Here is a 15,427-nt window from a genome sequence, read left to right as displayed (position 1 = left end):
TCTGACCCTGCGGTGAATTCAGCTGCAACAGAGATTCTTTACGACGGTATAGACAACGACTGTAACCCGGCAACACCCGATACCATCGATGCCGATGGCGACGGTGAGAACTCCGATACCGATTGTGATGACAGCAATCCTGCGGTGAATTCAGCTGCAACAGAGATTCTTTATGACGGCATAGACAACGACTGTAACCCGGCAACGCCTGATACCATCGATGCCGATGGCGACGGTGAGAACTCCGATACCGATTGTGACGACTCTGACCCTGCGGTGAATTCATCCGCTACGGAGATTCTTTATGACGGCATAGACAACGACTGTAACCCGGCAACGCCTGACACGGTGGACGCTGACGGCGATGGCGAGAACTCAGATACCGATTGTGACGACTCTGACCCTGCGATTAATTCAGCTGCAACAGAGATTCTTTACGACGGTATAGACAACGACTGTAACCCGGCAACGCCTGATACCATCGATGCCGATGGCGACGGTGAGAACTCCGATACCGATTGTGATGACAGCAATCCTGCGATTAATTCAAGCACTGTTTGGTATGCCGATACCGATGGCGACGGCTATGGCGACATTACAAATTCTGTAGCAAGCTGTACCCAACCTGCCGGTTATGTAGCAGATGATTCAGACTGTGATGACACCACTATTTCAGTCCACCCAAATGCTCCAGAAATTTGTGATGGTATTGACAACAATTGTGATGGAAACATAGACGAAGGCGTAACAACAACGTTTTATGCAGATTTAGATAACGATGGATATGGAGATTCCTCTAACTCTATTGATGCCTGTTCGCAACCTGTTGGTTATGTTTCAAATGACAGCGATTGTGACGATAGCGACTTTACCATTAACCCTGATGCTACTGATATACCAAATGACGGGATCGATCAGGATTGTAATGGTGAAGACCAAACCACTTTGGACCTGGGTAAATTAGGTATGTACAAAATATCGGTTACACCTAACCCATTTAATGACTTTATTCAGATAGAGCTTCCAGAAGGATATAACAATGGTGAATTCAACATTAGAATATCCGATTTAAATGGAAGGCTGGTAATTGATGCCATTTATTTAAGTAAAAATGGCTTGATAAACGTAAGCGGCTTAAATCAATTAGACCAGGCACCATATTTATTGAAAATAGAAAACATTAAAAATGGTGCAGCTGCCTTTAGAAGATTGATTAAGAACTAAAGCAAAACACCATATCATTCAAACCAAAAACTTAGCCTCTAGATTATAGAGGCTAAGTTTTTTTGCTAAATACCTAATCCAAAGTAATTTTCATTAAAATACTGAATTTTATAAAATACTTAAAATCAATTATTTACAATATCAATATTGTATTTCATCGATTATTTTTGCATTTCATGGAGTTTTAACATATTTTTGACTCGAATAATTAGTCCCCAAGCTAAAAAATTTAACCTCTCATGAAAAAAATTACTTTTTTGTTAAAGTCAAGTATGCTTCTTTTGTGCATACTAATCACCTCTCAATCTATTTCTCAAACAACAATTGACTCCGAAGATTTTGAATCTGGATGGGGAATTTGGAATGATGGTGGAAGCGATTGTTCATTAGCAACAGGTGGAACCCCTAATGGTACCTCAGCCGTTCAACTTAGAGATAACAGTGGCACTGCTTCTAGTACGTTCACGAATAACCTAAACTTAACATCCTATACTTCTGTGGATTTTTCTTTTGAATATGAATCAGCTAACTTTAGTAGTGGAGAGGATTTTTGGTTGGAATATTTTGATGGATCTTCATGGACCACTGTCGCCACTTATGTAAACGGTACAGATTTTAACAATGGTACAACCTATACTCCTACTGTTACTTTAAATTCGGGCACATATACCTTTGCGACAAATTCTCAATTTAGAATAACTTGTGATGCAAGTACTAATTCTGACGTTTTATACATTGACAATATTTTAATTGAAGGCTATCTCCCCATTGCCCCAGAAATAGATATTTTGGGAAACTCCACCAGCATTAGTGATGGAGATACTACCCCAACAACTGCTGACCATACGGATTTTGGAAATGTGGCAGTGGCAAGTACGCTAACAAGAACATTTACAATTGAAAATACAGGAACTATAGATTTGAATTTAACAGGAGGTTCGCCTTACGTAGTTATATCTGGAGCTGATGCCGCAGATTTTAGCATTACGGCTATACCAACTACACCTATATCGGCTTCTGGCAGTACTACATTTTCTATTATGTTTTCACCAAGTACTATAGGAACTAAAAATGCTACGCTAACCATAGCCAATGATGATAGCGATGAAGCTCCTTATAATTTTGACATTCAAGGAACCGCCTACATACCTGCTCCTGAAATAGATATTTTAGGAAATAGCACAAGTATTAGTGATGGTGATACTACCCCAACAACTACAGACCATACTGATTTTGGTAGTGTTGGTACAGGAAATAGTTTTACAAGAACCTTTACTATAGAAAATACAGGAACGGCAGATTTAAATTTAACAGGTGCTTCACCATATATTGTTATTTCTGGTACCGACGCAGCTGATTTTAGTGTCACAACGATTCCTGCAAGTACAATTGCATCTTCAAATTATACAACATTTGTCATTACATTTTCACCAACAACCAATGGTGTAAAAAATGCAACATTAACCATTGCCAATAATGACAGTGATGAAAACCCATATAATTTCGATATCAGCGGTACAGGTACACCGCCTTCACCAGAAATGGATGTAACGGGCAACTCAACAAGTATTGCTGACGGTGATACCACTCCTGATATTAATGACTTTACAGATTTTGGTTCAGTAAGTGTTACTGGAGATACCAGAACATTTACATTTACTATTGACAACTCAGGAACTGGCGACTTAAACTTAACGGGAAGCTCACCTTATGTTACTATTTCAGGTACGCATGCAGCAGACTTTTCGGTTACAAGTATCCCTTCAACTCCTATTGGTGTAGGCTCTTCAACAACCTTTAGCATTACTTTTGATCCCAGTGCAACAGGTACTAGAAGTGCTACCATAAGTATAGCAAATGATGATAGTGATGAGAACCCTTATAACTTTGACATTGAAGGTACTGGAATTACGTCCTCACCATTACACACTATTTATTACGAAAATTTTGACAATAACAATGGTGGTTGGACAATGACCAATCTTGGGCTTGGCTCTACTTGGGCGTATGGCACCAATTCAACCGAAGTCGGAGAGGCGAACTATTGGTATACAAACAATTATAATAATTATGCAACAAATACCAATACATATCTTACAAGCCCAGTTATAGATTTAACCGGATTCCAAAATTTAGAGTTTAAAATAGACGTTAGGTTCCAAACTGCAAGTAATGATGGTGCATATATAGAATATTCAACTAATGGTATTCTTTGGACAGTTTTAGGAGCCTCTGGTTCTGGCTACAATTGGTACAATACCTCCGGTATATCAGCTCTAGGTGGTTCAGATGGATGGAGCCAAAATGGTGATATCACCTCACCTGTTTCCGGGAGAAATAATTTTTATCAAGCTACTATTGATTTGCCAAGTGCTTTGAATAATGTTGCAACGGTACAATTTAGAGTTCGCTTTGCAACACAAAGTAATAGTGGAGATGGGTTTTGTATTGATAACGTCTTCGTACATGGAGACCCCATTACCCTCTTTCCAGACCCAACCTATGCTCCTGGTGGTATAACAAACAATCTTAAACTTTGGCTAAAAGCTGACTCTGAAGTTGGAGTAACCGCTGACGGTGCCGATATTGCTACTTGGACAGACCAAGCACAAGATAATGATGCCGTTAGTGTAACATCCAATAGCCCCGTGTTCTATAATAACTTTGCAGGAAATATTAACTTTAACCCCTATGTTGATTTCACAAAAGCCGATCGAGATGTGATGAAGGGGAAAGGAGGCTTTTTTGCCAGGGAATACTTTGTTGTTGTAAAAACAGATGGCATTATTGATTATCAAGTATCTAACACACAAGCTCCGCTTTCGGGAAGACATGCTACCCAAACCATGCACAGTGATGGCTCTGGTTTATATTTTGGAGCTGGTTCTGCGAGATTTACCAATTACGACTCTATGGTTAACCACATGGTAAGTACGGTACCAACAAGTTTAGGTGGCTTAGGAACTGATGGTTCTTATGGAAGAACCTATTCAAGCGCCACCGATTCTTACGATAGTGAAGTCATTGTTTTTAACGTAAAAAATAATATAGACAATACCTCCACTGAAATTTATAAAAATGGTATTCGAATTGACAATGCCACAGGTGAAACCTCATCTTCATTTGAGACCTTACCTTTCATTGAATATTTTAATTCCTACTTCGCCTTGGGAGCAGGAAGAATTACAATAAATGGCCATCCATTCGATACCTATTTTGATGGTAAAATAAGTGAAGTTTTAAGTTACTCGCAACAAAACTCATCGGATGACCAACATAAAATCTTATCCTCATTATGTATTAAGTATGGAATTACATTACATGACACTGGAAGTGCTACTGCGGTTAACCTAAACGACAGAGATTATATAGATTCCCAAGGAACAGTTATTTGGGATACCTCAGCCAACGCCGGTTACAATTATGATGTTGCTGGTATTGGACGTGATGATGCTTCAGAATTAAATCAAAAACAATCAAGAAGTTCAAACGATGCTGCTGATGGTACCGGAAGAATTGAGGGTATTTTATCTATTGGTTTAACCGATTTGTATGATACAAATAGTGATAACCAAAGTTCAAACCCAACGGCTTTTAACGATGGTGAATTTTTAATGTGGGGTAATGATGGCGCCGATTTAAACTTGGCAGCCAGCTCAGTTTCCGTTGATATGAGTGCTGGTATTTCAGGATTATCAACCCCTGTTAGCTTTGTTGCGATGCAACGTACATGGAAAGTTGTTGAAACTGGTGGAGATATTCCTTCGTGCAAGGTAAGAATTCCTCAAGATGCTATAAGAAACATTACACCTCCAGGTAGTTATTATATGTTTATTTCATCTACAGGTGTTTTTGACCCTACGGCAGATTACCGTGTAATGACATCAGACGGAAGTGGAAACCTAGAAACTGAATATGACTTTAGCGGTACTAAATATATCACCTTTGGATATGCGCCACAGATTATAGCTGAACGTTCGGTTTATTTTGACGGTGTAGTTGACTACATTGATGTTGAAGACAATTTAGATTTAAACCCAACTGAATTTACCATTTCAGCTTGGATAAAAAGAGATACAGGTACCGTAAATGCCTCAATAGTTTCTAAAAGAGACAATGCCTTCACCGAAGGATATGATTTAAGAATTAATGGCTCTGGAAATTTGGCCTTTAGCCTAAACGGCGGAGCAGCAACTTTAACATCATCTGTTGTCATTCCAGAAAACAAATGGCATCAGGTAGCGGTAATTTATAACAGCGGAACAGCCACTTTATATATTGATGGCGTTCCAGATAATTCAGCATCTTCTTTACCAGCTCCAACAGCTACATCAAGAAAATTCCTGATTGCTGCAGCTGATGGATGGGATCCCAACACAACAGATTATTTTGCTGGAAATATTGATGAAGTAAGAGTCTGGGATGTTGCGCTAAGCGTTGACCAATTGAGATACATTATGAACCAAGAGATTTCAAATGATGTTTCTTTAGCTTTGGAATATGGCGACGTCATCCCAACAACTATTACCAAAAACGAGATAAGTACGGTACCATGGACAGATTTAGCAGGATACTACCCAATGTCTGTTTACACGTACACCAATACTGATGATATGTCTGGAAAAGGCAATCAAGGTGCCTTAAGAAATTTGGACACTGTTGATTTCCAAACTGCTCCACTGCCCTATCAGTCTCAGGCTGCTGGATCTTGGGATGCTGCTGGAACTTGGTTAAACAATACAGTTCAAAACTTACCAAATGCCTTATCAATAGTTGATGGGGTAACACCAATTGATTGGAATATTGTTGAAATTGACCATGATGTATATTTAGGTTCATCACCTACTGGTGTACGCTCTAGAGATTGCTCTGTTGAAGGGTTAATAATAAATAGTGGAGATTTACAAGTTAATGGAGATACTGCTGTAAACACAGGAATTGGTTTAACAGTATCGCATTACTTAAAACTTGACGGAACTATAGACTTAGAAGGTGAATCGCAATTGGTTCAAACCGATCAAAGTGACTTTGATGCGGCAAGTACAGGAACATTAGAACGCGACCAACAAGGATACTCAAATACTTATTTGTACAACTATTGGTGTTCACCTGTATCGCCAACAAGTAATGCAAGTTATACCGTGGCAGATATTTTTAGCAATGTAGGTTTCTTAACCTCAGGATACAATGGCACAGCATCTCCTGTTCAAAATGCGGATTATTGGGTTTGGAAATACTCCAATAAGCCAAATGACCAGTATTATCAATGGCAACATATAAGAAGTACGGGCACTTTATCAGTTGGAGAAGGCTTCACCATGAAAGGCCCTGGTACGGCAACTGCAGACCAAAATTATATTTTATTGGGCCAACCAAATAATGGAGACTTCAGTTTACCAATAACCGCGGATAACGAATACTTAATTGGTAACCCTTATCCTTCCGCCATGGACGCCAATCAGTTTATTTTGGACAATATTAGTGTGGCAGATGGTGGAAATAATGCAACGAACGTTATAAATGGTGCGTTGTATTTTTGGGATCACTTTGCCATTGACAGTCACTATTTAAGTGACTACCAAGGTGGTTATGCGGTTTACACTTTGCTAGGAGGAACTGTTGCCATATCAACCGATGCCAGAATTAATGCTACCTATGCTTCAGGAACGAAACTTCCTGAAAGATACATAGCAGTAGGTCAAGGATTTTTTGTCTCTGCTGTTGATGATGGTGGTGTGGCAGGTTTAACCCAACCAATCGTTGGCGGAAACATATTATTCAAAAACAGCCAAAGAATTTACCAAAAAGAAGTTGTGTCAGGTTCTAACACGGGTTCTATATTCCTCAGAAATGCACAAAAATCAAAATCGTCTGTGGAAAACCAATCGGCAGAAACTGGAGAAAGAATAAGGTTGATGTTTGATTCACCAGACGGATACCACAGACAGCTATTATTAGGAGCTGATAGCCGTGCTTCAAATGATTTTGATTTAGGATATGATGCCCTGTTGATAGAAGATAACAAAGAAGACATCTACTGGAATTTGGATTCGTCTAAATTAATCATTCAAGGTATTGAGAACTTTAATACAGACCAAAGGATTCCTTTTAGTATGAAAATTGCTAAAAACGGTCTGGCAGTTGTAAAAATTGACAATTTGGAAAACATTGATGCAAACAAAAACATTTTTGTTCATGACATGGAATTGGACACATACCACAACTTAAAAGAAGGTGATTTTAGTATCTCATTAGCGTCAGGTGTACACAACAATCGTTTTGAAATTACATTTTCAAATAATGCTTTACTCAATACCGGAGATGTTAATGAATCTGTAATAAACGTATACTTCTCTAATGAAGAGGAAAGCATAATAGTTAACAACCCGAAGCTGAAGAACATTAATACCGTTGAAATGCTAAATGCTTTAGGTCAGTCGGTATTTAAAGTAAACAACAATTCAAACGAAAAATATTTAGAATTCAATACAAGAAATCTACAAACTGGAATGTATGTCATCAATTTGACTACAGAAAACAGTACAATTTCGAAAAAGGTGTTAATTGACTAACGGATAGATTTTAATCATAATATTTAAAAGCCCTAAATTGTGTTTAGGGCTTTAATTTTTAAAATGTGTATTTCGTCGAATTTTTAATACATTTTATCGATTTTCACTTAAATATCTGTATATTAGCCTAATAACCATCTAGCGCATAAAACAATAGTTTATCCCAAACTAGTCACCTACTTATGAAGAATATTGTTATTAAAATGGTTCTGATGCTTTCTCTCTTCTTTTTAAGCGTCAAAACAAACGCCCAGCTTCATGAAACGCCCAATTGCGCCCATAACTTCAATTTAAATTGGAGCACAAGTATGAGTGGAGAATTTTACTGGCCTCCAGGACAATTATCCCATACCTACAATAACGTAAATGGATCCGAAACCGATATTACCATAACATTTACGGGAGAAACGAGCACATTAGGATTTTGGTCTGGAAGCACACCGAAGGTTGGTAGCCAATCAAGCTATTTATATGATGGAATTGATTTATTGTCCAACGGATTTTCGGGCACTGGAATTACCTGCACCATAACATTTAGTAAACCGATATATTCGTTTTCGTTTGATATTCACCATGTAAATAAATGGGAAACCAATGGTGATAAATACACCTTTACAGGTCTAGACAAAGATGGAAACACCATTTATCCTGAATTTACAAATTCACCGTCTCCCACTTATGTCTCAGATAACAACACTGGAGTTGTAAATGCAATTTCAAATATTACTGCCGGGGATAATTCGATTGTTGGGGTTAACTTTTCAAGCCCAAATCATATTAAAAGCGTTTCCTTCTTATGGGAAGATTGCGACACTTGCGACCATTATTTACCCCACGCCACGGGCATCGGTAATTTCAGTTTCTGTACTCCACAAGATTTAGGTTTTGATGGCGTGGATGACTACATAGGTCGCACCGCCTTTTTAGGAGGCAAGTCTGAAACGACCATGATGTCCTGGGTTAAACTCGAAAATAATTCTGACGGTGGTGAAATTATGGGACAGCGAAATTTTAGACTTTTTATTGATTCGAATAAAAAACTAAAAGCCTTTATAAAAACTAATCAAGGTTCAGATATTATTTCACCCGATCTTGCTAGCGAAAGTTATTTGGAAGAAGGCCTTTGGCATCATACTGCATTAACATTTGATGGCAATTCGGGTTCCGCAACCCTGTATTTAAACGGAAATGCTTTATGGACATATTCAGATGATTCGCTAATTGGAACATCAATTATTGAAACTCCTGAATGGAATTCAGATTACGATTTTGAAATAGGAAGAAATACAGAATTTGAAAACAATTATTTTGAGGGATCAATCAATGAATGTCGTGTTTTCAGCAAAGCCCTAAATCTCGACCAATTACAACAACAAATCAACCAACAAATTGAGAATAACAATGGAAAAATAAGAGGTTCTATTATTCCTCAAGACATAGAAGGTTTATCCTGGAGCGACTTAATTATGTATTATAAAATGGGGATTTTGAATACTGGATTCACCCCAGACGATGCCAATAATGGAACAGATGGCACACTTCATAACATGACCATCAATCAAGACTATACGGCACCTCTTCCCTATGCAACCAAAATATCCAGCAACGGAATTTGGACAGACCCAAACAATTGGCTTCACGGCGATGTTTGGAATGTAACGAACAATACGAATGCCTATTCTATTTATAAAATCAATGGAAACATCTCCCTTACTTCCAACATTAATACCGCGGGTCTTATTGTTGAAAAAGATGGTGTTTTAAGTGTAAAAGAAAATTCAGGACTATTCAATTCTTGGTACTTAAAGCTTGATGGAACACTAGATTTAGAGAGAGAATCTCAACTTGTTCAGGCAGAAAACAGCATTCTAGATGAAACCAGTTCTGGCATCTTAAAAAAAGACCTCCAGGGAACAGCCGACAAATACACCTATAATTATTGGTCATCACCTGTTGGCGAACAAAACGATTCAACAATAAATAACAGCTATACATTAGAAAACATTTTTACAGATGTTGACTTTTTAACTTCAGGTTATGACGGTACTGCAAGCCCACTATCCATTGCAGATTATTGGATTTGGAAATACAATAATGCCCTAAATAATAATTTTTCAACTTGGCAGCATGTAAGAAGCACTGGTAAAATTTTAGCCGGTGAAGGATTTACTATGAAAGGACCAGGCACAGGCAACATTGAGGATATTCAAGATTATACCCTTGAAGGCAAACCAAATAACGGAGATATCAGTTTAACCGTTTATGCCGGAAATGACTATTTTGTGGGTAACCCATACCCTTCTGCCATAGATGCCGTTAAATTTATTGAAGATAACAAATCAACCATCGCCGGGCTTGGATCAACTAACGGAACACTTTATTTCTGGAAACATTGGGGTGGCGGTTCACACGTATCTAGCGATTACCAAGGGGGTTACGCAACATTTTCACTTTCGGGTGGCGTACCAGCCGCATCAAAAAATGCTGAAAGTGCTGTAGTTTCAACAGGCGGCACCCCAATTGACATCCCTAATAGATACATACCTGTTGGACAAGGGTTTTATACAACTGCCGAAACAGATGGCGTAATTACATTCAAAAATAGCCAACGTGTTTTTCATATCGAAGATAAGAGCTCCCAACAAAAATCTGGTGACAATTTTGAAAATAAAGTTTCACAAAGTGAGGACACTAGAATGAAACTAAGAATGGGCTTCACTTCTGTCAATACTTTAAGAAGACAATTATTAATAACTGTGGACGAAAAAGCTTCTGTGGGATATGATTGGGGTTACGACTCTAAATACATTGACACACAAATTGACGACATGTATTGGCTTATTAACAACGAAAAATATACCATTCAGGGCATCAATGAAATTAACGAGCAAAGCATTATCCCGTTGGGCATTCACACAAAAACAGATGGATTTAACAGTATTGCCATTGATGAACTAGAAAACATGCCAGACAATCTTCAAATTTATTTGCACGATAAGGAATTAAAAATATATCGGGATTTAAAACAAGACAAGTACGAAACCTTTTTAGAGTCGGGCGAATATCTAAATCGTTTTGAAATTACATTTGCAAAACCCCAAACCTTAGGTACAGAAGATTTTGCAAATCAACAAATTGAGGTTTATTTTTCAAATGAACATAACAATATTGTAATAAATAACCCTTCTTCAAAATTAATTGAATCTATAGAAATGTTCAATCTCCTTGGTCAGTCTTTGTTCAAATTCCAAACAAACACAAATAATAATTACTTGGAGTACAACGCCAGCCAAATTAGTCCAAGCAATTATGTTTTAAAAATCGAAACTGAGAGTGGCATCATTTCGAAAAAGGTAAGAGTTGAATAAAACCTAAAACTAGCACTAAAAAAATTAAACCTTCCAAATCAAATTGGAAGGTTTTTTTATTCGTAAAACTAAAGTCCTAAAAACTAGATACTTCAAAAATAAAATTGTAAGATTTAACAACAAATCAATTGAGGTTAAACCGTAAAATGCTAGAAATTAAGATATTGTGAATAAAATGTGAGAAAAATTAATGGAAAGTTATCTAGAAATACATTACATTCGGAAGCAAATTTTAACCCTTAATACCCAAACCAATGAAAAAGTTGTTCCTCATTAACTTTTTTCTTTTTAACTTTTTATTTGTCTTTTCCCAACAAACATCAAGCGCAAAAAGAATTTCAATCTCTAATCCTTCCGAAAATTTACTTTTAAAAATTAAACAGGCTGGAATAGATTTAAACTGTGGACCCAAATTCGTAAACAACAATCTTGAACTTGAACTAAGCAATGACGAATTATTGAGTCTTAAAAAAAACGGCGTTAATTATACCGTTATAATTGACGACCTAACCAGGCACTATGCTGAACGAAATGCCAGAGAATTACCTTTGGCAAAAGCCCAATTGAGTAGCCTGAAAAGTAAACCTAAAAAGGGACAAAGCGATTATGCACAAAAAAGCTTAAGCCTGCAAAATATTGCTGTAGGCAACCCTGCACAGCACGACGAGTGTGGTGAAATTAATTGGGCAGTCCCAAATAATTTTCAATTGGGAAGTATGGGTGGTTGCTTAACGGTTAGCGAGACACTGGCCCAACTGGATTTGATGCGCAGTTTGTACCCTAATTTAATTTCTGTTAAGTCGGACGCTTCTTCAACAGGTCAAACAACACACGGCAACTCAACCGGAGGAACTACATGGCCAGGACAAACGGTTTATTACGTAAGAATCTCAGACAACCCGGATATTGATGAAGCCAACGAACCAGAAACTTTAATTACTGGTATGACCCATTCCAGAGAGGTTAATAGCTTAATGAACGTCATGTACTTTATGTGGTATATTTTAGAAAACTACAATACCGACCCATTCATTAAAAATGTTGTTGATAACCAAGAACTATACTTTGTACCCATTGTAAATCCTGACGGTTTACGCTGGAATGAAGTTATTGCCCCTTCAGGTGGTGGATTACAAAGAAAAAATCTAAGACCTGGCACTGCAGATAATGGCTCTTCGAGCTCAAGTAATAATGTTAGAGGAGTTGATTTAAATAGAAACTTCAATTATTACTGGGGATGGGACAATTCAGGATCGTCTCCTACTACAAGCAGCAACGTTTATAGAGGTCCATCTGCAGGTTCTGAACCCGAAACCCAAATTCTACAGGACTTTGTAACGAGCCATGATTTTAAAATAGCAGTTAATCACCATGGTGGTTTAAACTCTATCGTAACCTCATCATATAATGGAAGTATTTCTGCTGCAGATTCTGGCAGAGAAGATGAATACGCCAAACTATGCCATGATTTAACCCAGTATAATCGATATATTTACGGTTCTGCTCCGAATACACTTTATGAAGCCAATGGAGATACAAACGATTGGATGTTAGGAGGTCCTCCTGTTTCCTCTGGGGGACAAACCGATTCCGGCTCAGGAAAGAATGTATTAACTATTGCGCCCGAAAACGGTGATGATTTTTGGCCATCTCCTTCTTTAATTACACCCATAGCTCAAAGGGCTATGCGAATGAATTTTCTTTCTGTACTTTACTCGGGAAAATTTGCCAAACTTCATGATTTAAATACAAGCGACATTTCTTCTATCTCAGGAAACTTAAATTTTGGGGTAGAATATGTTGGAAAAACTTATGACAACATCACATTATCGGTTACCCCTGTTTCATCTAACATCATTTCAATGACTTCGCCATCCGTTCAATCTGGATGGTCAAAATTAGAACAACGTAATTTAACAGTTCCATACACTTTAGATTCAGGAATCCAACCCAATGACAAAATAGAATTCCAAGTAACTTTAAGTAACAACGATTTTGTTATTTATCAAGCCAATTATGTAAAATACTACCAATCCAGTATTTTGTTCCAAGACAATCCTGATGTAACTGGAACTTCAAATTGGACAAGTTCTGGAGGCTCTTGGGGTATAACTACAGATGCCTATTCTGGCTCTTCAGCTATAACAGACTCTCCTTCTGGTTCTTATGGAAACAACGAATCAAAAACACTAACCTTAAACACGAATATAGATTTATCAAGCTCTCCAGAAGCTATTGTGCAGTTTTATGCGAAGTGGGATTTGGAAAGAAATTTTGATTTGGTGCAACTTGAAGCAAGTACCAACGGTGGCAGTAGCTGGACGGCTTTATGCGGAAACTACAACAAGCCTGCAGCAACTTCCTTAACCAACTATCATTTAAACAAAAGCACAGGAACACACCAATCCACTAACGGAGATGTGGTGTACGACGGTGATACCATGGATAAATGGGTCATGGAAGAAATCTATATCAGCAATACTGAAAATAGCTTTTTGTTTGGTCAAAATAACGTTCAATTTAGATTCAGGTTTAAAACCGATAGCACCAATAGAGAAGATGATTTAACAACCACTTTTGATGGTTTTATCTTTGATGATTTTAAAGTCATCAGCATCCAAGTGCCTTGTGTTACTTCAGTGCCAACTAACTTAGCTAACAGTAACATAACCAGTAGTGAAGCCACTATTTCTTGGGATAACATACCGTCTGCAACTTATGATTTAAGATATCGCGTTGTAGGTGCCCAAAACTGGACAGATATTATTGGTTTAACAGTACCATCTCATGACCTAACAGGACTTACATTACTAACTGACTATGAGGCGCAGGTGCGCTCAAATTGTGGTGCAAATAATTCTGCCTACTCGTCAACTATTAACTTCACTACACTAGATTTTCAATTGAATTATTGCAGTTCTAGCAGTACAAATGTAAATGACGAATACATTGGCAGGGTTCAACTAAACACTATTAACAATAGTTCTACAGGTCAGTTTTACTCAGATTTCACGGCAATTTCCACAACCTTAACAAAGGCTTCCCAATATACCATCACTATCACACCCACTTGGACTGGTACAGTTTATAATGAAGCTTATTCTGTTTGGATTGATTATAATAGAGATGGTGATTTTGATGATGCAGGAGAACAAATATTTACGCAAACCCCAACCAATTCCACTTCGGTCAGTGGAAATTTTACCGTTCCGGGTACTGCAGTTGAAAATTCCACAAGAATGCGTATTTCAATGCAATATAATGCTATTCCAACTGCTTGTGAAACATTTCAATATGGGGAAGTTGAAGATTACACCGTAATAATTGAAGCAGCAGGACCAGATACTACACCTCCAGTTATAACTCTAAATGGTGCTTCATCAGTTGATGTTGTGCAGGGAGGAACTTATACTGAAGCAGGAGCCACGGCACTTGACAATGTAGATGGCGATATTTCCGCTAATATCGTTATTGCTGGACAAACCGTAGACACAAACACTATTGGGTCTTATGTGATAACCTATAATGTTAGTGATGCTGCTGGAAATGCCGCTACAGAAATTACCAGAACTGTAAATGTTATTGAAGCCTTACCAGGATGTACCGGAGGCATTAATGGCTATCCATATGCATTTGGTTTTGAAGGTTCTATTGGCAATTGGTCTCAATCGGCAGCTGATGATTTGGATTGGTTAGTTAATTCTGGCACAACACCTTCAAATAATACAGGCCCTTCTGGAGCCGCAGAAGGATCTTTCTATATTTATGTTGAAGCCTCTGGAAACAACACTGGGTATCCAAACAAAAGAGCAATTATAACTTCCCCATGCTTTGATTTATCGAATGCTAGTGGGGCTAACTTTAGTTTCCAATACAATATGTATGGCGATCCGGACATGGGCACCCTAGATCTTGAAATAAGTAATGATGATGGCAGCACTTGGACCAGCCTTTGGAGCCAATCAGGGGAACAAGGTACTGCATGGTTATTGGTAAATATTGATTTAACCAGTTACGCTGGGGGAAGCGCACAATTACGTTTTAACAGATTTGTTGGTGGTACTTGGAGAGCTGATATTGCCGTTGATGATATTAATTTAACAACTGTTGAAGAAGACACAACACCTCCAGTAATTACATTAAATGGCAATTCAACCATCAACCTGAACGTGGGCGATTCCTATACCGAACAGGGCGCTACCGCTACCGACAATATCGATGGCGACATTTCGGGCAACATCGTAATCGGCGGGGATGTTGTGA

At 38.0% G+C, this 15,427-nt stretch carries 4 protein-coding genes; all 4 read left to right on the top strand.

All coding sequences use genetic code 11. From position 1 onward, the window contains the following. Positions 1 to 1,224, top strand: a 1,224-nt coding sequence (locus WJN01_RS15265) for a MopE-related protein (RefSeq protein ID WP_445198024.1), incomplete at its 5' end; no start/stop codon positions are given. A 239-nt stretch (positions 1,225 to 1,463) separates the two neighbouring features. Further along, positions 1,464 to 7,796 carry a RemA C-terminal-like gliding motility protein gene (locus tag WJN01_RS15260; protein ID WP_445198023.1) on the top strand — a complete coding sequence of 2,111 codons (6,333 nt, stop codon included), beginning with the start codon at positions 1,464 to 1,466 and terminating at the stop codon, positions 7,794 to 7,796. Between the two features lie 182 nt (positions 7,797 to 7,978). Continuing rightward, on the top strand, positions 7,979 to 11,164 hold the full coding sequence (locus WJN01_RS15255) for a RemA C-terminal-like gliding motility protein (RefSeq protein ID WP_445198022.1): 3,186 nt from the start codon (positions 7,979 to 7,981) through the stop codon (positions 11,162 to 11,164). A gap of 254 nt (positions 11,165 to 11,418) precedes the next feature. Next, positions 11,419 to 15,427: M14 family zinc carboxypeptidase (locus WJN01_RS15250; protein WP_445198021.1), on the top strand; the 4,009-nt coding region annotated here is incomplete at its 3' end.

The organism is Tamlana sedimenti, from assembly GCF_038148895.1.
Classification (GTDB): domain Bacteria; phylum Bacteroidota; class Bacteroidia; order Flavobacteriales; family Flavobacteriaceae; genus Tamlana.
The sequence above is the reverse complement of the archived record's forward strand: the minus strand, read 5'-3'. Positions and strand labels throughout refer to the sequence as shown.

Coding starts and splice junctions, on each gene's coding strand:
- WJN01_RS15260 (WP_445198023.1), top strand. CDS start 1,464: ATGAAAAAAATTACTTTTTTGTTAAAGTCAAGTATGCTTCTTTTGTGC.
- WJN01_RS15255 (WP_445198022.1), top strand. CDS start 7,979: ATGAAGAATATTGTTATTAAAATGGTTCTGATGCTTTCTCTCTTCTTT.